This window comes from Bifidobacterium crudilactis, assembly GCF_000738005.1.
GTDB classification, from domain to species: domain Bacteria; phylum Actinomycetota; class Actinomycetes; order Actinomycetales; family Bifidobacteriaceae; genus Bombiscardovia; species Bombiscardovia crudilactis.
The window spans coordinates 26,489-49,022 of sequence record NZ_JHAL01000001.1; the positions used below are offsets into that span (position 1 = coordinate 26,489).

General features: G+C 58.0%; 18 protein-coding genes. 10 read left to right on the forward strand and 8 right to left on the reverse strand.

Annotated features, from left to right (window positions below; all coding sequences use genetic code 11):
• Nucleotides 1-140: 140 nt before the first annotated feature.
• Both DB51_RS00130 and DB51_RS00135 read right to left on the reverse strand, forming a co-directional pair.
• The gene (locus DB51_RS00130; RefSeq protein ID WP_034250628.1) at nucleotides 141-1,331 is read right to left on the reverse strand and encodes an MFS transporter; all 1,191 of its coding nucleotides are present in this window, start codon (nucleotides 1,329-1,331) and stop codon (nucleotides 141-143) included.
• A 94-nt stretch (nucleotides 1,332-1,425) separates the two neighbouring features.
• On the reverse strand, nucleotides 1,426-3,693 hold the full coding sequence (locus DB51_RS00135) for an alpha-galactosidase (protein ID WP_238548259.1): 2,268 nt from the start codon (nucleotides 3,691-3,693) through the stop codon (nucleotides 1,426-1,428).
• 290 nt (nucleotides 3,694-3,983) lie between these two features.
• On the opposite strand from DB51_RS00135, the gene DB51_RS00140 reads away from it, so the two are divergent.
• Together DB51_RS00140 and DB51_RS00145 are read left to right on the forward strand one after the other, a co-directional pair.
• On the forward strand, nucleotides 3,984-6,554 hold the full coding sequence (locus tag DB51_RS00140; RefSeq protein WP_202961968.1) for an excinuclease ABC subunit UvrA: 2,571 nt from the start codon (nucleotides 3,984-3,986) through the stop codon (nucleotides 6,552-6,554).
• Nucleotides 6,555-6,656: 102 nt separating this feature from the next.
• Nucleotides 6,657-6,917: a SemiSWEET family transporter gene (locus DB51_RS00145; RefSeq protein WP_034250630.1), complete on the forward strand. Its 261-nt coding sequence runs from the start codon at nucleotides 6,657-6,659 to the stop codon at nucleotides 6,915-6,917.
• An 89-nt stretch (nucleotides 6,918-7,006) separates the two neighbouring features.
• Here DB51_RS00145 and DB51_RS00150 read toward each other — a convergent pair whose 3' ends face one another.
• Nucleotides 7,007-8,014, reverse strand: coding sequence for an ABC transporter permease (locus DB51_RS00150; protein ID WP_034250632.1), 1,008 nt, complete (start codon nucleotides 8,012-8,014; stop codon nucleotides 7,007-7,009).
• A gap of 138 nt (nucleotides 8,015-8,152) precedes the next feature.
• Here DB51_RS00150 and DB51_RS00155 point away from each other — a divergent pair, with 138 nt between their 5' ends.
• Both DB51_RS00155 and DB51_RS00160 read left to right on the forward strand, forming a co-directional pair.
• On the forward strand, nucleotides 8,153-8,695 hold the full coding sequence (locus DB51_RS00155; protein ID WP_034250634.1) for a TetR/AcrR family transcriptional regulator: 543 nt from the start codon (nucleotides 8,153-8,155) through the stop codon (nucleotides 8,693-8,695).
• A gap of 226 nt (nucleotides 8,696-8,921) precedes the next feature.
• Nucleotides 8,922-10,205, forward strand: a complete 1,284-nt coding sequence (locus tag DB51_RS00160; RefSeq protein ID WP_034250636.1) for a hypothetical protein — start codon at nucleotides 8,922-8,924, stop codon at nucleotides 10,203-10,205.
• Between the two features lie 31 nt (nucleotides 10,206-10,236).
• Here the strand turns inward: DB51_RS00160 and DB51_RS00165 are convergent, their stop codons facing one another.
• Entirely contained in the window at nucleotides 10,237-10,701 is a 465-nt protein-coding gene (locus DB51_RS00165; RefSeq protein ID WP_034250637.1) for an Lrp/AsnC family transcriptional regulator, read from the reverse strand.
• A gap of 89 nt (nucleotides 10,702-10,790) precedes the next feature.
• Between DB51_RS00165 and DB51_RS00170 the strand changes: the two genes are divergently transcribed.
• The 3 genes from DB51_RS00170 (at nucleotide 10,791) to DB51_RS00180 (ending at nucleotide 14,620) form a co-directional block, all read left to right on the forward strand.
• Entirely contained in the window at nucleotides 10,791-11,633 is an 843-nt protein-coding gene (locus tag DB51_RS00170) for a PhzF family phenazine biosynthesis protein (RefSeq protein ID WP_034250638.1), read from the forward strand.
• A 118-nt stretch (nucleotides 11,634-11,751) separates the two neighbouring features.
• Nucleotides 11,752-12,654, forward strand: coding sequence for a 2-dehydropantoate 2-reductase (locus tag DB51_RS00175; protein ID WP_034250639.1), 903 nt, complete (start codon nucleotides 11,752-11,754; stop codon nucleotides 12,652-12,654).
• A 280-nt stretch (nucleotides 12,655-12,934) separates the two neighbouring features.
• A complete protein-coding gene (locus DB51_RS00180) occupies nucleotides 12,935-14,620 on the forward strand; it encodes a glycosyl hydrolase family 28-related protein (RefSeq protein WP_034250642.1) in 1,686 nt (561 codons plus the stop codon).
• Nucleotides 14,621-14,659: 39 nt separating this feature from the next.
• Here the strand turns inward: DB51_RS00180 and DB51_RS00185 are convergent, their stop codons facing one another.
• Nucleotides 14,660-16,195: an amino acid permease gene (locus DB51_RS00185; RefSeq protein ID WP_084674441.1), complete on the reverse strand. Its 1,536-nt coding sequence runs from the start codon at nucleotides 16,193-16,195 to the stop codon at nucleotides 14,660-14,662.
• Between the two features lie 143 nt (nucleotides 16,196-16,338).
• Between DB51_RS00185 and DB51_RS00190 the strand changes: the two genes are divergently transcribed.
• Nucleotides 16,339-17,694 carry an MFS transporter gene (locus tag DB51_RS00190; protein WP_202961970.1) on the forward strand — a complete coding sequence of 452 codons (1,356 nt, stop codon included), beginning with the start codon at nucleotides 16,339-16,341 and terminating at the stop codon, nucleotides 17,692-17,694.
• 72 nt (nucleotides 17,695-17,766) lie between these two features.
• Here the strand turns inward: DB51_RS00190 and DB51_RS00195 are convergent, their stop codons facing one another.
• The 3 genes from DB51_RS00195 to DB51_RS00205 are packed head-to-tail and all read right to left on the reverse strand — an operon-like array spanning nucleotide 17,767 to nucleotide 21,149.
• The gene (locus DB51_RS00195) at nucleotides 17,767-19,854 is read right to left on the reverse strand and encodes a hypothetical protein (protein WP_156958163.1); all 2,088 of its coding nucleotides are present in this window, start codon (nucleotides 19,852-19,854) and stop codon (nucleotides 17,767-17,769) included.
• Complete coding sequence (locus DB51_RS00200; RefSeq protein WP_338023749.1) at nucleotides 19,832-20,827, reverse strand: ABC transporter ATP-binding protein; 996 nt, start codon at nucleotides 20,825-20,827, stop codon at nucleotides 19,832-19,834. The genes DB51_RS00195 and DB51_RS00200 overlap by 23 nt, the downstream gene beginning before the upstream one ends.
• The gene (locus DB51_RS00205) at nucleotides 20,730-21,149 is read right to left on the reverse strand and encodes a GntR family transcriptional regulator (RefSeq protein WP_034250919.1); all 420 of its coding nucleotides are present in this window, start codon (nucleotides 21,147-21,149) and stop codon (nucleotides 20,730-20,732) included. Before DB51_RS00205 ends, DB51_RS00200 begins: the two co-directional genes overlap by 98 nt.
• Before the next feature lie 223 nt (nucleotides 21,150-21,372).
• Here DB51_RS00205 and DB51_RS00210 point away from each other — a divergent pair, with 223 nt between their 5' ends.
• Together DB51_RS00210 and DB51_RS00215 are read left to right on the forward strand one after the other, a co-directional pair.
• Nucleotides 21,373-22,113, forward strand: coding sequence for a VIT1/CCC1 transporter family protein (locus DB51_RS00210; protein ID WP_034250647.1), 741 nt, complete (start codon nucleotides 21,373-21,375; stop codon nucleotides 22,111-22,113).
• Nucleotides 22,114-22,192: 79 nt separating this feature from the next.
• Nucleotides 22,193-22,513, forward strand: a complete 321-nt coding sequence (locus DB51_RS00215; protein ID WP_034250649.1) for a hypothetical protein — start codon at nucleotides 22,193-22,195, stop codon at nucleotides 22,511-22,513.
• Nucleotides 22,514-22,534 lie beyond the last annotated feature (21 nt).

Genomic DNA, 22,534 nt, shown 5'->3' on the forward strand with positions numbered 1-22,534 from the left:
TCGCCGATTGTACCTTCTACTCACGCATCCGCCTGCGTTTGGCCAAATCGGCGCGACGCAGGCGGACAACATCCAATGCTTGAATAGGACCATGGGTATGTGCAGTTCACTGCTGCACAGGCATGGTGACCGTGCGCGTCTTAGTTGCTTGCCGACACATCCGGCTTCTTGCGTCCTCGCAAGTCACTGACCAATACGCCAAGGAAGATAATCACGAAGATTGCGGACAACACCGGGAACGGAATCGTCAGCGAATCCGACCCCGTGACTGCTTGGACAGCACTCATGAACAGAGGGGCCGCAAAATTGCCGATGTTGCATCCCACGAAAATCAGCGAGGTAGCCAGCGTGCTGGTGCGAGGACCCGTTATGTCTCCCAAGGTGTTGAAAATATACGGGAAGCACCAGGATCCCGGAATGCCCGACAGAATCAGACCTGCCATGGCAAGAGGGAAGTTATTCGCGGCCAACCCCATCAACAGATCGGAAAGCGCGAAGATGGCGATACCCAGATACAGCAGTTTCTTGCCCATAAGTTTGTTCATCATGCCGAACACGAAGCCTGCGACGATACCGAGGATGGGCATAAGCGACAGCAGGTAACTCGAATTGAAGTTGTCTCCTCGAATGCTGGCTGCGATGGACGGGAAGCGCACGCTCATGGCCAGCGAGTTCAGCACCAGGATAATGGCGAATCCAACAAGAACATACACAAAGGGGTTCATACGTTCTTTGGCCTGCTCCGCACCCTTTGTCGGGTCGTCCTGCGGACGGGTGCTGGTCTCCGGAACGGTGATCCAGAAGAAGACCATCAGCGGGAATGCCAGGAAGTAGATGGCGAAGCTCCAGTGCCATCCAAGCGTCAGCAGCAGGCCTGCGATGAAGGTCAGCACGGACTGTCCGATGCTCTCCATGGAATTTCTGAATCCCAGCATCGTTGCACGAGTATCGCCGGAATACAAGGCATTGATCAGGCTGACTGCAAGAGAGTTGTACACACCAAGTCCAGCTCCAAGAATCAAACGACTGGCGAAAATAATGGGGTACGACGCGGTGAACATAGGAATCACGCCACCGATGCCGGCGAGCAGCAAGCCCAGGCAGATGGTTTTCTTCATACCTAGTCCACGTTCAATCAAACTTGACAGGAAGATGAAGATAATCACCATAAAGCTTGGAACCGTGGACAGCAGCTCATTTTGCGCGTTGGTGACGTCAAGTGCGTTACGCATCAAAGGCAGCGCGCCATTGATCGCCGGAGCACTGGTCAGGAGCAGCGAGATGCACAGCACCGCCGACTTGACCACCAGACTGTTGGATTTGGCTTTCATTGTTTCTCCTTACCTATATGCACAGTGAATGTGCACGCTAAACATAGAGGCGTGTTGAGCACGCTTCAGCAATTTCTTCGCTCAGAAACTCGGATTACTCGGTCTGCTGTTCGCCCACCGCCTCCACAATGAAGAGTTTGGAATCGAAGTCCTCGGTAGTGCCAAGAGGGTTGACTCCGCCCATCTCTCCACTCGAAGCATCGGTGTCGACCAATCCGATTCTCATCAGTTCAACTCCACTGAAATGCTTGCCGCTTATGGTCGACGGGCCTGTGCATGTGACGCTGTATACGGTCTGCGGGTCAAGCCCGCACAGCCGTACCCGCGTGTAAGGGGAATTCGGCTTCAGCAGAATCTTGTAATCACCCACAAGTGCACGCCTGCGGTCAGAGGACACCACCATCCATGCAGCCTTGCGGTTGTCATACGGCGCCAGCAGCCGGTAGAAGTCACCACGATGAATGACCTTCCTGTAATCCTGGAACAGTCGTACCTGGCGACGCACCTCGTCAACTTCCTCATCGGAAAGTTTGCCGAGATCGAGCTCATACCCGAAGGTGCCGAACATAGCCACGTTTGATCGGGTGCGGAGAGGAGTGACTCTGCCTGTCTGATGGTTCGGAGTGATCGACACATGCGACCCCATGCTCGCCAGAGGATAGAACACGCTGGTGCCGTACTGGATGTTCAGACGCTCAACCGCATCGGTGTCATCACTGCACCAGATCTGCGGGGAGTAATGCAGCATGCCCATGTCGAAGCGGCCGCCACCTGAGGCGCAGGACTCGATCAGCAGATCGGGGAAGGCCTGCAGCAAGCGTTCCATCAAGCTATACACACCGAGGATGTAGCGATGGAAGAGCTCCCCCTGATGCGCGGCATCGCGAGTGATGTCGTAGCCTTCGGAAATGAAACGGTTCATATCCCACTTGATGTAGGCGATGTTGGCGGAGGAAAGGAGGGAATACATCTGCTCGTAGATATTGTCGACAACCTCGTTATCCGCGAAGTTCAGCACATACTCATTGCGCCCATGCGACATCGCTCTACCAGGTGTGTGCAATGCCCATTCAGGATGCGCACGGAACAGATCCGAGTCCTTGTTGACCATCTCAGGCTCGAACCATAGGCCGAACTGCATGCCGAGATCGTTGATCCGACGCGCCAGACGTGTCAGACCGTTGGGAAGCCTATCCGCATTGGGAGTCCAATCTCCCAGTCCTGCTTTGTCGTTGTTGCGAGCGCCGAACCATCCGTCATCAAGCACAAACAGCTCAACACCCACATCGTGAGCACGCTGAGCGATGGCGACCAGCTTGTCCTCGTCGAAATCAAAGTATGTGGCTTCCCAATTGTTGATGAGAATCGGGCGCTCCTTGTTCTTCCACGGCCCGCGAATGATGTTGTTCCTCACCACGTCATGGAATCCGTGGCTGAGATCATTGAAACCTTCAGAGGTATATCCGATAAGAGCTTCGGGAGTCTGGAAGCTCGCCCCGGGGTCAAGCTGCCAGGAGAAATTGAAATCGTTGATGCCAACCTGCAGTCTGGTCACATCGAAGGAGTCCACCTCGGCATGCAAATCGAAATCGCCCGAGTACTCGAAGGCGAGACCAATGGCCTCCCCCGCGATCTCATCGGTACCCGGTCGCGAGAACAAAGCCGTCGGGTTTGCAAAATGGCCGCTGGCTCCTCTGAGCGACTCGATGGCCTGGATACCGGTATGGAGTCCGTGTCGCTGGGGATGACGCTCTCTTGCCCATGCCCCTATGAAATCCGTCATATCGTAGCGGCAATCAGGCAGATCAAGGCTCAGACTCATCGCCCTGTTCAGCACCAGCCCTTGGGTGCCTTGGTTCGTGATCGTCGCGCTGCGGGCGATGATCGGAGAGTTGCTGAATATCGTGTAATGCAACACCACAATGAGGCTCAACATCTGATCTCTTAACGTGACGTCGAGCGTGACGGCTTCGTCATCATCATTCACATAGGTTGAAGGCAGATGTTCGAAGCTTGGTTTTCCTTTGCTGACGGTATACGAGGAATACTGCAGGTCGGTGATTTTTGAACCGTTGGGCTGAGTCACGATAATCGCCGGTCGACGATAGTCGCCGGTACCGTACTCCGGATACTCCTGCCTCAAGTGTTCCAGCGAGTAGAGCAGATCGCCCTCTTTGCGGCAGGTCGCGGTTGACCGATGCTGGTATTCGACCAGATAGCTAAAATCATCACGGTCAGGCACTGCGGAACCGTAATACAGATTCAACAGCTTGCCTTGCTTGTCCGCCTGAATAATGTAGCTCACGGAACCATTCGTCAGATGGAATTGCTTCGACTGCTCATGAACGATTACTGATGCCATATACATCTCCTCATTGAGTTCGTATGCTGTATCGACATCGACCCGTTCCGCATCACCGCGGCACCCATGGCCGATAACGATTCCGAGTCTAAGCGGGTGAATCCTCGAATCGCGGGACAATGACGGTCAGCCGGTGGGCTGAAACTTGCATTTTGTGACGGCGACGTATTCGGGTGCACTATCCATCGCTCTCGGCATAAGGCCTGAATGAACCTATCGAAGGCCTGAATAGTCACAAAACATCAATATTCCGGAAGCCTGGCAAACTCTACGGCGTTACGGTAGATACTGTGAATGACGTATCCAAGCTAAGCGCATCCGGCAGCGAGCCCGACCACATCAGTGTGCGTGGGGCCCGCGTGAACAATCTGAAGAACATCGATGTCGACATTCCCCTGCACCAGCTGGTCGGCATCGGCGGAGTATCGGGAAGCGGCAAATCGTCGCTGGCTCTCGGCGTGCTCTATGCGGAAGGTTCACGGCGATACATCGAAGCCCTGTCAACGTACACACGCAGACGGATGTCCCTGGCTCCCCGGGCCGACGTGGACGCGGTGCAACACGTCCCGGCCGCTCTGGCGCTACGGCAACGACCCGGTGTTCCAGGCATCCGGTCCACCTTCGGCACCTCCAGCGAGCTGCTCAACGTACTCCGCCTGATGTTCTCACGACTCTCCAGCCATGTCTGCCCGAACGGGCACCATGTACCTCCCACCATCAACGTCGCCGCCGAACGGCCCATCATCTGCCCTATCTGCGGAGCCAACGTCGAGGCTCCCGGCGCCGAGGCCCTCGCCTTCAACTCTGCAGGCGCCTGCCCACGTTGCCAGGGCACCGGCGTGATACGGGATGTCGACGACCGCACCTTGGTGCCGGACCCGACCAAGACCATCGACGAGGGCGCAGTGCTGCCCTGGCAGATGTTCGGATTCAACGTCCAGCCCGATATCGTGCGGGAATTCGGGGTGCGCACCGACGTTCCCTGGAACGAGTTGAGCGACCACGAGCGCGATATCGTCTTCACCGGTCCGGAGGAGAAGAAACACATCACCCTCACCAGCGTCAAAGGGGTGCACAAGCTCGACTTCACCTTCCGCAATGCACGGCTCACCGTGACCAAGGAGCTCGAACGCGCGGACAGCGAGCGCAGGCTCAAGCGGGTGGCTCGATTCCTCAGCGAAGGCACCTGCCCGGACTGCAAGGGCACCCGGTTGAGCAAGACGGCGCGCGCTCCTCGAATCAACGGTCTGAACCTGGCCGACGTCAGCGCCATGACGCTCGACGAGGTCATCGCCTGGGCTCCGACGGTGACGGCCACTCTGCCCGAGGATATGCAGTCGATGGCGCTGGGTCTGGTGAGCACCCTCGAATCCATGGCGCAGCGCCTTGTGGAACTGGGACTGGGCTATCTGACGCTGGACAGGGCCGGCTCCACACTCTCGACGGGCGAGCGTCAGCGTGTTCAGCTGGCACGTGCCGTGCGGAACGAGACCACCGGAGTGCTGTACGTACTTGACGAGCCATCGGTCGGCCTGCATCCCGCCAACGTGGAAGGTCTCATAGGCGTGATGCGGGATCTGCTGTCGGATGGCAATTCCGTGGTGTTTGTGGACCACGACGTTCAGGTGCTCCGGCAGGCGTCATGGCTTATCGAAATCGGCCCCGATTCGGGCAGTCAGGGAGGTCAGGTCATCGCCGAAGGGACGATTGATGACCTTATCGCGTCGCAACGGCATGCTCAGAGTCGGGGAGAGGGAGAAGCAGGGGCGAAATCCCGCGCGGGCGGCTCAAGGCTTGCCGGATTCCTGGCCGGAAGCGAAGACATCGTCATACGCGAACGGATACCATCCGTGCAGGTCTTCGACAAAGGCCGCATCAGCATGTCCACCGATGCGATTCACACCGTGCACCCTCTGCAGGTCGATATCCCGAAAGGAAGGCTTACCGCAATCACCGGAGTCTCCGGATCGGGGAAAACGACCATGCTGCTTGAATCACTGGTTCCCGCCATCAATGCGGACAGCAACGGACATCTGATGCCAGAACACGTTCGGAGCATCGATGCGGCCGGCACCACTACGGCTCATGTGGTTGACGCGACGCCCATCGGCATCAATGTGCGCTCCACCGTAGCGACCTATTCAGGGGTTATGGACGAGCTGCGCAAAGCCTATGCGGCGACGTCAGCCGCCGGAGCCGACGGGCTGACAGCCTCCGACTTCTCCTACAACACCGGTTCGCTCGCCTGCACGCGATGCGAGGGGACGGGTGAGATATCACTCGACGTGCAGTTCCTGCCGGATGTGGTCATTCCCTGCCCGGATTGTCATGGTTCGAGATTTCTGGCGCGGGCGCACGACTATCTCCTGGACGGGATTTCCCTGCCTGAGATTCTCGGCCTGACCATTCACGAAGCCATCGACCGTCTGTCCGGCCTGCGGCGCGTGGCACGCAGACTGCATGCCTTCGACCAGCTCGGGCTCGGATATCTGACCTTGGGAGAGGCCACCCCTTCACTGTCCGGCGGCGAGGCACAGAGACTCAAACTCGTCAACCAGCTGCACAAGGACCAATCGGATGCGGTGTTCGTGCTCGATGAGCCGAGCGTCGGACTGCACCCTCTTGATGTGCGCACGCTGCTCAAGGTTCTCGACCGGCTGACCGAACGCGGCGCGACCGTTCTCGTCATCGAGCATGACCTCGACATCATCGCCAATGCCGATTACATCATTGATATGGGGCCAGGCGGAGGAGAGCAGGGCGGCCGCATCGTCGCCACTGGCACTCCGGCGCAGATTGCCGCCGATGCTCACTCGGTAACAGGCCGTTATCTGTCCCCGCTGCTGGCCCAACATAGATAACTGCAATAAAAGGACAGCTTTTCCGGGAATTATTCGATGAATTACTGTCCTTTTATTGCAGTTATCTCATTGTCGGGAAGACTTGACTGTAGGGTGAACGGTATGGAAGACAACGTTTGGATCACACGACTCAGCTGGGCCGCGACGATTATGGGCATTCTCATGTACGTGTCATACATTCCCCAGATCATGAACAACCTCAGCGGAGACAAGGGCAGCCCGATTCAACCTCTGGTGGCGGTGCTCAACTGCTCACTCTGGGTGGCGTACGGTCTGCTCAAGAAACCCAAGGACTACCCGATTGCCATCACGAACGCACCGGGCATCGTCTTCGGTTTGATCGCCTGCATCACCGCGCTCTGATTGGCATGGTCAGCCACGCGTAACGCATAGGGACGTCGATTCGGATGCAAGCGCCTCATATGCGCTTGGGAGCCTGGATGCCGCATCGCTCAACCGCGTGAATCTGCTCTGTGCCTTCGGTCGAGACCCACCAGGGCGAGCGCTCCCACAGTGACCCAGATCAGCGGGACCAGATAGCCGAGGAACTGACCTGTCCCCTCGAAATAGGCTGAGGACAAGACCGCTCTCACCACATTGCCGGTGGGCAGGATGCGGCTGACGACCTGATATGAGGGCGACAGGAACGGCATGGGTAGGATGCCGGTGGCGGTCGCATTGCCCAGGGTGATGAACAGAACAGCCGTAATCACCTGGCCCAGAGGGCCGACGGCTTCAAGCAAGGCCGTTCCGGTGACCACTGCGGACATGCAGAGCAGTGCGAGCATGGGCAGAGCCGACCAGAATGTCCCAGGCGCGATACCATACCAGGGGTCGAGCAGCAGGGCCACGAAGAGACCGGCGATTACCGATACCAGCAGCATGATGCCGAGTCTTGCCCGCAGCGATAGACGCAGCTTTTTCGCCAGAGACGACAGGGCCTGCGAAAGCACGAATCCGGTCAATGCCGTACCGAACACCGCGAAGAATACGCTGCGGCCAGGCGTCGCATTCGCAGCGACTTCCGGCGTGGTGTTTCTGACCTTCAACGTCATACCCGCACTCCGTGCAATACCAGCTGCCAAGGGCTGCATATATGCCAGTACCGAGGACCCGTCGACGCTGGTGTACGACAACACCACCCTTCGGTGCGCTCCGTCGAGCTCTATGACTCCGTACACGTCATGTCTGTTGAGCTGAGCGAGACCGGCAGCCTGGTCGCTCACCTCGATGAGTTTGTATTGATTTCCCGATTGCTCCTGCAGGCCCGTCGCGGAGATTCCCGCAACCGCGATAGGGAGTTCGTGGGGTTCAGGCGCGTTGAACACAGCGATGTAGAACAGACTGAACAGACCTCCCGTCAGCAGGGCGGAGACCATGACGGTCAGCGCTGCACGCACCATTGTTTTTCTGGGTATGGCCGACAAGCCCTTCGTCGGCAGTGTTTCTTCATCACTCATCTTCGGCAAAACCCTTCTCATTACTGATTGCACGTTGCCCGTTGCACGTCGTACATTTCACGCCGAACGTTATAGTTGTCATTGACTGATAACAATAACATATAATCAGTCGATGACAATCCGAGCTACCATGACTTCATGGCAAGAACGACACCAGGCACCCCATCAGGACGCGACCGCGTGCTCTCTGCGGCGCTGTATCTCTTCAGCCGTTATGGCTTCCAACGAATCACCACCGACCAGATAGCTCAGAGGGCGGAAGTCAGCCAGGCCTATGCGGTGCGGGCCTTCGGCAGCAAACAGGGCCTCATCCGCGCTCTGGCAAGCGGCTCGAGCAACCGTATGGCCGCTCTCTTCCTTGAGACGGCGCCGCTCGACACCGAGGGGCAACGAAAGGAATTCAGAACACGTTTCAGCGCTCTGGCATTCGAATCCGATGACATGCGACTGCTCGCACAGCTCTTCGCATGCGGCGGCGACGAGGAGATCGGCCCCCTCGCCCGAGAGGGATTCCTCAAGATGTGCCACCTGCTGCACGACGAGCTGAAGCTGCCACTCGAAGAGGTCAGACGCATTCTCGCCACCGGCATGCTTTCAATCACACTGTCCGCACTGGACTATCCGCGCCCGTCCGACGACATCATCGAGTACCTGATCAGCGGTCAATCCCCGAATACCTAAGCACATGAGGATAACTGCATCAACAGTGCAGCTTTCCTGCATGAACCACACGGTTTGCCGCACTTCTGATGCAATTATCCTCGCTGCACCCAGCTGAGCGGCTTTAATACAACCCCAACAAATCTCGAACCTTTGGCTAACACCCACTGCATACCCTCCTATTACCAGGCAAGGCCCGCAACACCACAGGGCCTTCGACGTCACCCAGTGAGAGGTATGGCAATACATGCAGAAGATACAATCCGGCCAATCATTCCTGTTTCGTCAACATGGATACAACAGCACCATCCTCGAAACCCGCATGACGGAACAGGTGCGCGGAGACTGCCTGGATGCGGCGTTGTCGAACACCGCACAGCGTTTCCCCGATATGACCCAAAAACTTGTGGAACGCGACGGCGACTACTATCTGCATCCCAACCCGCTGTCATTGCACGTGGCCAATACGGACAGATTCCGCACCTTGGGGGGCCTCGAAAGCGGTTACCATCTGATTGACGTCACCTACACAGGAAAGCGCATCAGAGTGGCCTTCCACCATGCCCTGTGCGATGGCAGAGGAGTGAAGCCCTTTGTGGAGACGCTGATCTACTACTACTGCCGCGAGCGCTACCAGCAACATTTCGACGACAGCGGGATTCTCACACTGGACACGGCTATCGACCCCCGTGAATACGAGGAACCGTTGCCGAGCAGCCCCTTCGTCACGAGCATGGAGACCGGCAGGCGAATCACCACCGAGGGCTATGCGCTGCCCGAAAGCACTCCCGACGCTCAGGACTGCCACCATACGGTTATCGAGGTGAACCAAGGTGCGTTCGTCTCTGCGGCGAAGGGCACAGGTGCAACCCCCGGCATTTTGGCGGCGATGCTGTTCTCGAAGGCGGTGCTGACACTGCACCCCGATGCGGGAGCACCGGTGATATGCAATATGGCCGCCGATATGCGATTCGCCATCGGGGACTCCCCCACCAGAAGGAACTGCACCGGTTCACTCTGCCTGCCGTATTCCGCAGCAGAGTCCGCCGATGCAATGTCCGAGGTGGCAAGCAGCTACCGGTCGATGATCGCCGAACAACGTTCAGAAGACTCCGCCCACGAAATGCTGAATATGCAGCTCGCGCTGTTCGACAAACTCGATGGAATGAGCACGCTCAAGGACAAGCGTCGCATGATGTCGATGTTCGACCGGCTTGTACTGAACACCTATGTACTGAGCTATGTGGGAAGCATGCGTTTCAACGATTTCGCACGATACGTGGAATCGACGCACCTGTACAGCGGCGGCATCAAGGGACTCACGCTGAATATGGTCGCAGCGGGGAACACCATGGGCTTTGATGTCCTGCAGGGATTTCCCGGCGCCATGTATGCACAGGCCTTTGCCGATGAGCTACGTAATCTGGGTCTTCATTGCGATGTCGGCACGACCACAATCTGCGAAAGCGGTGCGGACCACAGCCACATCACCGCCGAGCAGCAGCCCGAGCACTGGTGCAGGACCGCATGACGGTGCGTGCCCCTGCGATATCGTCGCGGCATCACCCGTCCACGCTGCTCTTGATGACGCGCATGGTGGGATATGACTCTATTCGTCGAACAGCAGGCAAAGGATACATTTTCTCCGTCTGGAAACGTTCGTATGCCGCGCTGTCCGCAACTTCGACCCTGATGAGGTAATCTACGGGGCCGAAAAGCCTGCGCACCTCGGTGGTCTCAGGATAGGATGCCACGACCGTTTCGAACTGCTCCACGATCTCCCTGCTCGTACCTACAATCTGGACCTCCATATACACGCAGAATGCCCTGCCTGCCATGACGGGATCGACCATGACTCGATAACCGGTGATGACACCTTCGTTCTCAAGCCGTTTGATGCGTCTGAGGCATGGAGCCGGGGTGAGACCCACGCGTGCCGCGAGTTCCACATTGCTGATACGTCCGTCCACAAGCAATATATTGATTATTGCTCGATCTACACCATCTATAGCTATATTGCTGCTCATACCTTCATATTAGAACCATAGAACACAATTTTCATGCGCCTGATAAGCGATATAATTGTTTTCATTCAGTCAATACGAAGGAAATGCCGATGTCACGCACCGTTCCCTATGCCCAAGTAGATGTATTCTCGCCGCAACCTTATGGAGGCAATCCTCTCGCGGTCATTCTGGACGGTTCAGGGCTGTCCGACGAAGCGATGCAGAGTATCGCACGCTGGACGAATCTGTCCGAAACGACCTTCGTCTCGTCTCCGCAGGATGCGAAGGCCGACTACGGTCTTCGCATCTTCACCCCGGGAGGCGAAGTGCCCTTCGCCGGACACCCCACCCTCGGCAGCGCACACGCATGGCTTGAGCACGGTGGCATGCCACATACACCCGGAACCCTTATACAGGAATGCCCCGCAGGACTGGTTACGCTACGTCAACATGCAGGAAAGCTCTCATTCGCCGCACCCAAGATGATTCGGACAGGAGCCATTGAACACGACTATCTCGAATCCTTGACTGCCGACCTCGGCATTCCTGCCGATCGCGTCGTCTCCCACCAGTGGGTCGACAACGGCCCCGGATGGGCCGTCATCCGTGTCTCCTCCGCCCAGGAGGTTCTCGAGCTGCATCCGAACTTCACCCGCGCACCCAAAGCGATGGTCGGGGTCATCGGAGCTTATCCAAAGGGTTCGCCCTGCGCCTTCGAACTGCGTACATTCGCCCCGGGTGTAGGTGTGTTCGAAGATCCGGTCTGCGGATCGATGAACGCATCAGTGGCGCAGTGGCTGATCGGCTCGGGCGAGATGACGGGTCCATACGTCGTTTCCCAAGGAACATGCCTGCATAGAGCAGGCCGCATCGAAATAACGCCGGGAGACGACGGGACCGTATGGGTCGGGGGCCACACGGCGACCATGTTCGCCGGCAGCGCCGTCATCTAGATATTCGACAATCGACGCGGAGATTCGATTGATGCGTACGTACAGAGCCGTAAACACCAGGCAATACCCGGGTGCAACGGTCCGACGATTACCCGACACCGTCGAAAGGCAAGGAACCATGACTCAGAACAACACTGAAGATACCGTCGCGCTTATCGGCGCGGGTGCCATCGGACTGTCCATCGCATCCGCATATACCCGCAAAGGAGCACACGTCGTGGTATGTGGCGGACACACGCCAATCGAGCGGATAAGCGTCACGGAGGGAGAACAAAGCCAATCTTGGCCAGTGACCCACACCGACGACCCATCGGCAATCGCCGGCGTCAAAACGGTAATTCTTGCCGTCAAAGCTCATCAGACGGAGTCCGCAGCTTCCTGGATCACAGCCGCAGCGAGTCCGTCCACAACGATTCTCGTCGCGCAGAATGGTATCGAACATGCCCGTCGGGTGTCGCCCTACTCAGGGGAAAGTCATATCGTACCGGCCATCGTCTATTTGAACGTCGAACGTACCGAACCCGGTCACGCACTGCTGCGCAGGGCAGGAGATCACGACCTATCACTTCCCGACACCCCGGCGGCCCGACGCATGGCCGATGAACTCATCGCAGGAGGCATGCGCATGCGTCTCGAAGACGATTTTCCCCGTACCGCATGGCTCAAGCTTCTGGTGAACCTCACAGCCAACCCCCTGACCGCACTGACCGGACGTCGCGCAGAGGTGATTCGAGAGCCCGGAATCACCGAACTCGCCCGCCAGATTATGCGCGAAGCCCAGCAGGTGGCACAGGCGGAAGGCGTTCACCTGGAACCGTCGGATGTGGAGACCGAGCTCGATTGGCTGATGCACGTGCCCGCCGGCTCCACAAGCTCCATGCGTCAGGACCGCCTGGCTGGCAAACCACTGGAATACGACGCTTTGACAGGAGCCGTCGTTCGCGCGGCGGAGCGTCACGGAATCGAAACCCCTGCGAACCGTATGATTCTGGCACTGCTTGCAGCTATTCGGCCCGCATAAGCCGGATGGAACACTAGTCAAGCGACATCCCCAGTCAGCCAGGGCCTTGCTCTAGGCCAGGTTCTCGCCACTTGCGGCATCTCGATGATTCGGCTCATCTTCCATCAGCGACGCACCCCTTGTCTTATGCACCCCGTCTTCACTCCCTGTCCAGGGAAAGCCAAAGAACTTGTAGATACCCGCCGCCGTCCCCTTGAGATGGAGTTACGCTCCCGGCTCGCATAAACCCAGTGACATATGCTTTGATGTTTTATGAGAGCTTGCGTATGACAGGGGGACGATGCGTCGAATTCACGATGTTGGAAAGCACTCGAATGCCGCCGGGGAACAGGTTCCTCCACGCTTCTCCGTGTGGAGGATAGCCGCTACGGTTCTGGCAATCGTGTCCGTTCTGCTGACTGCCGCGATAGCGCTGCCGCATCTGCTGCCCTCGCGCTCCCATCACCACGATGCAGCCTCTCGACATGAGAACCAACAGAACTTGAGTCCTTCGGCACTTCAGCACGCGGATGGCTATGCACCCGAGGGTGAAGTCCGGGTTCCAGGTCAGAGAGCCGAAGACCATGTGGTGAAAACACTCAAAGCGGGCGCATCGGAACGATACGTCTATTGGACCACAGGTACTGAACGGGCGACAACGCTCACCATTCCCGGAGCCCTGCGTGGTTCGGACAAAGGGAAGGACGTCACCATCGACATCACGCTCCGCCGCAAGGCCGCGATGGTGAACGGGACGCCGCATATCGGTGAAGACGGCGTCATAGACGCATCCTCTGCGGGACTCATCGGTGACGGCGAGACCAGCAACACCAAGAACTTCAACACCCTGCTCCAGCTGCTGCCCAGAGAGTCCACCACCACACTGAGCTTCCCCGAAGGCCACTTCGCCTTTACCGGGGTGCTCAACATGGTCAGCAATCTGAACATCCTGGGAACGCCGGGAAAGACCTATGTGCAGATGCCTGCCGGAACGGTCGGCGACATGGTCATCTGGTATCCGACGGGAGGGGCCAAGGCGTACGACGGCATACATGATGTGTCGTGGAAAAACATCACGTTCAGAGGAGATTACCGCGACCTCACCCCCACACAGACGATTTTCCAGTCCGTGATGCACGCCAGCAACATCTCTTTCGACAACTGCACCTTCGACATGATTCAGCGCCCTTTCGGACACATACTGGATGTCGACGGCAGCACCGGAGTGACGGTTCGCAACAGCACGGTCATCGGATCACCCAACCGCGGGCAGACCTTCAAGGAGGCATTCCAGATGGATGTGGCCGCCTTGGGAGCCAGCGGCTATTACGACAAGGAAACCGTCTTCAACAATCTCTCGACCACTCATATGACCATCGAAAATAATCGTTTCCTGCCGTTGCGGTCCGAATCGGGTCGCCTTCTGCTGCCTGCCGCCGCGCCTTTCGGCACACACATGGCCTATGCGAAGACACCCGAGGATGAAAGCTACATCCGCTTCGGCACCTTCACCGGCAACTATGTCGAGAATGCCGCCGCCTTTGAGGGGGCGGGGACCGAGAACAGCGCCGTCATCCATTTCGATGCAGCAGACGACATCACCATCAGCGACAACACCTTCGTATGGACCGGTGAAACGCCTCAGCCATCCTGGGCGGTGGCTTTCTACTCGCGCTCCCACCGGATGGTCAAGCCAAAAGCCTGGCACGGCATCACCATCACCGGCAACACCTTCAAGAATTTCGCGCCACGTCGGGGAGCGTTCGTCCTCTACCAGGAACCCGATAGCGTCACCGTACCGGGCCCTTCGGTTTCGCAGGTCACCGTTGCGCACAACAGTTTTGAAGGAACGCCACGGCACATCGGCCTGCTCTGGCAGCGCGAATACTTCCGACGTTTCATCGTCACCCACGACCAGCATATCCTCGGCCACGGCAACACCGTTGACGGAGACATTCATCTGGAAGACCGGACGGACGACCAGTAACCCGCTTCGGCGGGCCGCCGGGGCAGATGAAATCAGCGGCTATCCCTCGTTCCGCGCGTGTTCGTCCCCGACAGATTGCTCGACCCGGGGCGCCTTCCCGCCTCTGTAAATCAGCAGACTCGGCATTGCGAGAGCCAGAACCACGACTCCGGCGATCACGGGATACCACGCGGTCGGGATGCCCGACTGCCCGGCAGCAGGGACGAAGGTCATCACGAAGGCGCAGATGCAGGCGACTATGCCCATACCCGCCATCACGTACAACGCCGGTGCACGATACCCGCTGTTGCCGGTCTTATGCAGCCGACGGAGATTGATGCTGGCGACGAACATCAGCATGTACATCATGACATACAAGGCCACAGCCATGCCGATCAGCAGCGAGAACACCATGGAAACGCTCTTCGGGAACACCAGATACAGGCAAGCCAGAATCGTGACGATAACACCCATCAGCATAAGAATGCCGGATTGCGCGCCGTTCTTGTTCGTCTTCCTGAAATACTCGGGCAGACAGCCATCCTCCGCCGCGTTGTACAGACCTCGCGAGGGCCCGGAAATCCAACTGATGATGGAGGCGACGGCGCCGAATACGATGGCCAGGCCTACGACATTGCCCATGAATCCCAGATGGAAGGTGCTGAACATGGTCTGAAAGGCACGAACCGTACCGTCCGAGAGATTGACGTCCTTCGGCAGCACCATCGCCAGAATCAACGTCGGTACGATGAAAATCGCGAGCGCACTGACAAAGGCGATTGCGACCACATGCGTATATCGCTTGGGCTGTTCCATCTGCTGGGCATGAACGGCGTTGACTTCCATGCCGCCAAAAGCCAGAACATTCTGGACGACCAATGCGATGCCCGCGATATTGGTGAAGTTGGGGATGACGGAGCTCTCGGTAAGCGTGCTCGATATATGCTGCCCGGTGGCAAGCCAGGCCGCCCCGAGTATCAGCAGCAGGCAGGCCGGGATGATGGTGCCGATCAATCCGGCGCCGGAAGCGACCTTCGCGAAGAGGTTGCCTCCCTTGAGCGTGAGCCATATCGCCCACCAGAACACCACGACGATCACGATCATGACGTAGATGCCGTAATCCGAAAGCTGGCTGAGTCCGAAGGCGGCGGCACCCGCAGCCGCGACGAAGGCGAGCTGCGCGGGGTACCACACCACGTTGTGTATCCATTGCATCCACACTGCGATGAAGCCGAAACGCTTGCCCAGCCCCTCCTTGACCCATTCATAGACCCCGCCTTCATAGGTGGCGCCGAGTTCGGCGGATATCAGGGCCGTGGGCACGAAGAACATTATCGCGGGAATCAGATACAGGATGATCGACTGCCATCCGAGCACCGCCATGGCAGGGAGCCCCCGAAGACCAGCGATCGTGATGATCGTCATGATGGACATTTGCGATACCGTGATCAGTGTTTTCTGAGGTTTCACCAGTGTGGATCTTTCTGAACTAGGCTTCGGCCGCAGTGATATCCCCGTCACCATGACCCTGACAAACCTTACTCCGATTTTGTTTTCGCTCATCTCCGCACCAGCATATGGACTCTCCGCCCGCATTCGAAGACCCCATGACGCCAGTGCCACACTGCTTCACTCTTCAAGATATTTGCCGCTCACCACGGGCTTTCAGCCTCATCCACAGCTATACTGCAAGGCATCAGAGGCAAGAGAAGAGGAGCGCACCCGCATCCTCGTTTCATGTGCCAGAGGACCCTGACGGCAACAGGGAGAATCCACAGGAGGTCAACGCCGGGATGACGACGGTTAACGATCAACAGGCAAAAGCGGAACAAACCGACTTTCTGCACCATCTTTTCGTTCCCGTGTACATGCCCGCCATCCTCTTTGCGACCGGCGAAGGCGCCCTGATACCAGTGGTCCCTCTGACGGCACGGGCCTTGGGAGCCGATCTCGCCACATCGGGAATCATCTCGGGTCTGCTGATGATCGGCGTGGTTCTCGGCGACATCCCCAGCGGCTTCGCCGTCTCGCGCTGGGGTGAGACCTTCGCCATGCGCGCAGCCGCAATCATCGCCATCATCTCTGCGATCGTGTGTTGGAAGGCACCGAATCTGCCTATTCTCGCGCTGGGCGTGCTGATGATAGGCATCGCCTCGGCCACATTCAATCTCGCACGTCACGCATTCCTCACCACTTGGACGCCACCGTGGTACCGGGCGCGAGCTATGTCGCTTCTCGGCGGAACATCTCGCATCGGCTATTTCGTAGGCCCGTTCCTGGCCTCTCCGATCATCGCTCTTACCGGCGCGCAGAGCGTCTACTGGATTCATGTCGGGGCATGTATCGCCGTACTGATTGTCCTGCAGGTGATGCCCGACCCCGAAAAGGCCTTGGCCCGGAACCGTGCGAGCGCGGAAGCGCACCGAATACAGCTCTCGACGCCGCCATCAACGACAGCGACGAGTGCCGCGCCTGCTCCCGGTGCTTATGCCAGACCGTTGAAGCGCGCGCACAGGCTGCCGATCATCACCTATTTCCCGATACTCATCAGGATGGGCAGCGCCGCCGGAATCCTCCAGATGATGCGCGCTTCACGGCAGGTAATCCTGCCCCTGTGGGGAGTGCAGCTGGGTATATCCTCACCGCATATAGCGCTGATTATGGGAATAGCCGGTGCCGTCGATCTGTCATTGTTCTACACATCAGGTCAGATCATGGACCGTTTCGGGCGGCGCTGGGCCGCCGTGCCCGTACTGGTCGGAATCAGCATCGGCCATCTCGTCATGCCGTTGGCCACGGCCGAATGGGGTTACATCCTTGTCGCCATCATCATCTCCACGGCAAACGGTTTAGGCAGCGGCATCGTGATGACGCTGGGCTCGGACCTTGCCTCAAGGTACGCACCGGACCATATGCCGGCATTCCTGGGCGGTTGGCGCACCTCCACGGATTCCGGCTCGGCCCTCGGTCCATTGGCCATTTCGGGAATGACGGCCATCGCAGGATTGTCATCGGCCGCTGTGCTGATGGGCTGCGGCGGATTGGTCGGCGCATACCTGATGTATCGCTATATTCCCCGACTCGTCGGGAAATGAGCGTGAAAACCGTTGCCTGGGTACGGCACAGCTTCCACACTCGCCCGATTTGCGCAGCATGAGAGTCCACGATCACGAGGATGAGGTTGGCATCAGCTTTTCCGTGGCGGAGATCATGGCCTTGTACAACCCCTTGTCCTTCAGCCAGGCGATGGTGCGTGTGTAGTCATCCGTGATGCCGTAGAACACGCGGGTATTGTCCTGACTGCCCTTCTCGTCCATCTGGAAGGATATTCCGATCAGCACCCGCTTGTTCAGAGCGTTGCCGGTGTCGGAATCGTAGCTGAGGAGATTCGAGGAGACCTTGGTATTCGGCAGGGATTGGTAATCCTCGTCCAATAGCCTTGCAAGCGTGCGCGCGTCTGCGGCACCCAACGAGGTACTCGGCCCGTTCAGCTCTTCGGGATCTGCGACGTACGTGCTGTTGCCATAGACATCCGAGACCTCCGAAGACCGGATATTGTCGTAGCCCAATGTCTGCAGACTGTTGGCTTTGCGATATCCCGCATCGTTCACCAGTCGACGATAGGCATCGCTTTGATTCAGATATTTCTGATACAAGTGGTAGCTGCGGTCCATGGAAGAACCCGTATGCATCCGGTAGTGGAACTCCACGCTGAGAACATCATCATCATTGAGGTAACAATTCGAACAGCCTGACGAGGAGGCAAATTGACTCGATACACCTGTACCGGTCTCGGCATTGCCGCCGGTGAATAAGGAATCATATTTCGGATCGCGTGATCTGCTGATGATTTCCGCATGCAATGCTCTGGCATCGGCTATCGCCTGTGCATCGGTGAGTGTAATCGAATTCGCATTGGTGCCCGCATACGGCAGGGCCATCAGACCGATGTCCGGAATGGTGACCGAGGCGATGTCCTGCTGCGCGGGGACTCGACCTTCGTATCCGGTCAGGTCGAAGCTTGTCAAGGAGAAGAATACAGCTGCGATGACGACGAAGGCTGCAAAGCGTTTCAAGCTGGACAGCGTGAATATCCTAATCGTTCCGCACAGGGTCATGGAAGTGACGGCGAACACCACCGGAGCCCCGAGAACCACACCCAGAAAGAACAGACCGTGATTCGAGCGAACCGGGGCGTAGGTGGACGTCAGAGATTCCAGCAGCATGCCGGCGAGACAGGCACCAACGAAGGTGGTAAGCACGGTCGCCACCATGGTAAATCCACCGAAGGTAATGTTGCTGCCCGCACATTCGGATTTGAGTCGCCGGTACAGCACCCCGGATGCCCATATCACGACAACGCTCACCAGAATGAATGCCGCAACCGTCCAGGGCGATACTCTGGCTCCGTGCATCCATAAATCGATCAGCGGGTGCATCCAAGCGGCGTAACCGACGGAATCGTATGAGAAACCATAGAGGAACATGTCAAGAACACGGAAGGTCAGCACCGAGAGCGCAGGAACAATCCCGTTGAGCAGGGCCGACACCAACACCGCGACCCCGATATTGCCGGACAGTATGCTGGCCAGCACCGACAGAGCGTAGATGAACAGCATGATGACGGACGTCACGATGAACCATCGCAGAAGATCTCCCATATCGGGATTCCGCTGCACCGGTTCCGAAGAACTCGATGCGCCGACAATGCCCACCGATACTGCCGTGTTCACATACGAGTCCATCAAACCACCCTCGCGGTCCTGGGAGGCAAATCCCGAGAACCCCATACTCACAAAAGGCACCATCGCGAGCGAGAGAACGAATTGCGGTATGAACAGCAGGATGGCCCCCGATAGGACATTGCTGCGGAAAAGAGAATCTCTGGTCAGCGGCATCGCGTGAATGAAGGCGACTCGGCCTTTCGAATCCAGATACGAGAAGACCGCGACCGCTACGACCACTGGCGCAAGCACCTGATAAGCCAGAAAACCGAAGTTCTGGTCATTCAGCATCGACTCGACGATATACGAGCGAGCGCGTTGCGTATCGCTGCTCAGCAAGGCCACCACAGGGCCCAATATCAGCAGAATCGCACTACCGACCAACGATATCGGCCAATACCGCCTGAGCTGGTGCCGAATGATGGCCGAAGACACGACCGTGCCCGGCAGACCCGTGCGATCACGCTTGCCCATCCAAGGAAAGACGATGCGCCTGCGCACTGTGGTCTCAGCGTATCCTGGTGTGTTCATTGCCCTTGCCTCCCAGTTGATACATGAATACTTCTTCGAGGGTCAGTGGAATGACATCGAAGAGCAGCGGGTGAGTCCGCCGCGCAAAGTCTTCGAGCTCTTCGACCGTGTTGCGCACGATGAGATAATCGACCGAAGCACTGTCACGGCGGTCCAGGACATCCAGCTCTTCATAGATCCCCGCCCCCGGCCGAGCGTTTGCACCGTAGGAGACCTGGAGTTTATGGATGTCCGACTTGAGTTCGTCAAGGTCCCGCTCGACGACCACGCCACCTTGCTTGATTGCGCAGATGCTGTCGCAGTAGCCCTCAAGCTCACGCAGATTGTGGGATGACACGATTGTGGTCATGTTCCTGTCGGCGGAGGCATCGACGATGAGTTCCCAGATGCCCCGTCGGACTATCGGATCGAGTCCGTCGAGAGGCTCGTCCAACAACAGATATGCCGGTTTTCTGGCAAAGGTGAGGCAGAACGCCGCTTGCTTGCGCATTCCTTTCGACATATGGGCTATCTGCATACCGCCGCGAAGCGAGAACTGTGACACGCACATTCTGAAGACATCGTCATTCCAGTTTGTCGGGTACAAGCCGCTAAACAGTCGGGCTGCCTCATGAAGCGTGAAACCATTGAGAAAGGTGAGGTCATCCGGGACGAAAGCCAATCTGCTCTTCGTGCCCGGGTTCTCATAGACCGGCGTGCCGTCGTAGGTGACGGTGCCCGCATCAGGTCGGAGCACGCCGGCCAATATGTTCAGTATGGTGGTTTTCCCGGAGCCGTTGGTTCCCACCAAGCCGTAAATCGACCCGGTGGCAATCGTCATGTCTATATTCGATAAGGCGTGCTGCGCCCCGAAAGTTTTTACGATCGACCGTACCTCAATCATGAATATCCCCCTGATTCCTGGGTGTTGAGCGTCCGGAAGCCCTGACGTCCGCAAGCAACCGGGCAACGAGATCAGCCAGTTCGGCATCATCCGGAACCAGCAACCGAAGTTCATGCAAATCCTCGCTAAGGCGGGATGTCGCCTCCCGAAGCAGGCGTGCATCTGGACGGATGTCTTTGGGAGCGTGCGCGAAGCTGCCGACTCCTGCGACACTGTATATATAGCCTTGTTCCTCCAGCTGGCGGAAAGCCTTCTGGATGGTATTCGGATTGACGGTGAGCTCCTTCGACAATTCACGCACCGAGGGCAGCTTGCTTTGAGCGGGTATGAGCCCCGACAAAATCTGCTCTTTGATTCCCAGAACGACTTGTTCATAGATGGATTTGCGACTTTTCAGATCTATATCAATCATCGCCGCCTCCAAGACGCTCATTCCCTTAGCCAATCGGCCGTCGATCGGCTGCCGTGACACCGACGGGGAACAGCAGGTCGGCGCGGTTCACCAGATTGCGCTTTGGCACGAAGGAATTATGCCTCAATCCAGCGAACTAACTGTACTATATCACATAGTACAGTTATTCGTTTCACACGACGTCCGCCCGACATTGGCCACGCACCTCGCTAGATTGGGCGCTATGGCGAATAAGATACGACAGTCGGTAACACCGCATCCAGGCGAACAGCATCAGCTGGGAGGCGAGCAGTCGAAACTCAATTGGCTGAGAGCAGGCGTGCTGGGCGCCAATGACGGCATCGTGTCGGTTGCCGGCACCATCATCGGCGTGGCCGGTGCGGGTTCCAACATCAGGGCGCTGATGGTGGCGGGGTTCGCCGCACTGGCTGCAGGTGCCTTCTCCATGGCGGGCGGCGAATACGTGTCGGTGAGCACCCAGCGTGACACCGAACGGGCCTTGCTCGACAAGGAACGCTGGGAGCTCAAGAACTGCTGGGACGACGAGGTCGACGAACTTGCACAAATCTATGAGACCAAAGGCATATCCCCCGCGACGGCCCGCACGGCGGCGCTCGAGGCCATGCATACCGACGCCTTGTACGCCCACGCCACCGACGAACTCGGTCTCGACCCGAATGAGCTGATCAACCCTTGGAGCGCGGCGTTCTCCTCATTCGTATCCTTCACCACTGGCGGGCTCATCCCGCTGCTGTTCGCCTTGCTGCCGATTCCGGCAGTCGGCACCATCATCTGCATCGTCATGGCCGCGGCCCTGGCCCTGTGCCTCACCGGTCTGGTCTCGGCCAAGCTCGGAGGGGCGGACTGGCACAAGGCCGTCGTACGCAACGTCTGCATGGGGTTGGGCACCATGCTGTTCGCATGGCTCGTCGGCCTGGTATTCAACACCGCCACCGGGGCCTGACGGCCACACAGCCTGAAAGCTCCTCTCATATCGTCGGCGACAACGCCATGCCCTGTCGCCGGGCGCTACACTTGGTGAGATGACCAGTTCCGAGGATTACGTCACCTACGTCATGGATCAGGCCCGCGGCCCCTGGGCTCTCCGGCAGCGAAAGATGTTCGGCGATTTCATGGTCTACGTCAACGACAAACCGATACTGCTGCTCTGCGACGATCAGACCTTCGTCAAAATCGTCCCGCAACTCGACGGTCTGATGAAAGATGCAGCATGCGCGGCACCCTATGCGGGCGCGAAGGAACACTACATTCTCGATGTCGACGACGCCGAGCACGTGCGGCGGGTGCTGTCCGTGCTCGAACCCATCACACCGCTGCCCAAAGCCCGCAAGCGAAGAACTTGACACGTCCCAGTTGACGGATGC

What these genes read in the sequence shown, in the direction of transcription:
- DB51_RS00130 (WP_034250628.1), bottom strand. Translation starts at nt 1,331, where the DNA reads ATGAAAGCCAAATCCAACAGTCTGGTGGTCAAGTCGGCGGTGCTGTGC.
- DB51_RS00135 (WP_238548259.1), bottom strand. Translation starts at nt 3,693, where the DNA reads ATGGCATCAGTAATCGTTCATGAGCAGTCGAAGCAATTCCATCTGACG.
- DB51_RS00145 (WP_034250630.1), top strand. Translation starts at nt 6,657, where the DNA reads ATGGAAGACAACGTTTGGATCACACGACTCAGCTGGGCCGCGACGATT.
- DB51_RS00150 (WP_034250632.1), bottom strand. Translation starts at nt 8,014, where the DNA reads ATGAGTGATGAAGAAACACTGCCGACGAAGGGCTTGTCGGCCATACCC.
- DB51_RS00155 (WP_034250634.1), top strand. Translation starts at nt 8,153, where the DNA reads ATGGCAAGAACGACACCAGGCACCCCATCAGGACGCGACCGCGTGCTC.
- DB51_RS00160 (WP_034250636.1), top strand. Translation starts at nt 8,922, where the DNA reads ATGCAGAAGATACAATCCGGCCAATCATTCCTGTTTCGTCAACATGGA.
- DB51_RS00165 (WP_034250637.1), bottom strand. Translation starts at nt 10,701, where the DNA reads ATGAGCAGCAATATAGCTATAGATGGTGTAGATCGAGCAATAATCAAT.
- DB51_RS00170 (WP_034250638.1), top strand. Translation starts at nt 10,791, where the DNA reads ATGTCACGCACCGTTCCCTATGCCCAAGTAGATGTATTCTCGCCGCAA.
- DB51_RS00175 (WP_034250639.1), top strand. Translation starts at nt 11,752, where the DNA reads ATGACTCAGAACAACACTGAAGATACCGTCGCGCTTATCGGCGCGGGT.
- DB51_RS00180 (WP_034250642.1), top strand. Translation starts at nt 12,935, where the DNA reads ATGCGTCGAATTCACGATGTTGGAAAGCACTCGAATGCCGCCGGGGAA.
- DB51_RS00185 (WP_084674441.1), bottom strand. Translation starts at nt 16,195, where the DNA reads ATGCGGGCGGAGAGTCCATATGCTGGTGCGGAGATGAGCGAAAACAAA.
- DB51_RS00195 (WP_156958163.1), bottom strand. Translation starts at nt 19,854, where the DNA reads ATGAACACACCAGGATACGCTGAGACCACAGTGCGCAGGCGCATCGTC.
- DB51_RS00200 (WP_338023749.1), bottom strand. Translation starts at nt 20,827, where the DNA reads ATGATGCCGAACTGGCTGATCTCGTTGCCCGGTTGCTTGCGGACGTCA.
- DB51_RS00205 (WP_034250919.1), bottom strand. Translation starts at nt 21,149, where the DNA reads ATGATTGATATAGATCTGAAAAGTCGCAAATCCATCTATGAACAAGTC.
- DB51_RS00210 (WP_034250647.1), top strand. Translation starts at nt 21,373, where the DNA reads ATGGCGAATAAGATACGACAGTCGGTAACACCGCATCCAGGCGAACAG.
- DB51_RS00215 (WP_034250649.1), top strand. Translation starts at nt 22,193, where the DNA reads ATGACCAGTTCCGAGGATTACGTCACCTACGTCATGGATCAGGCCCGC.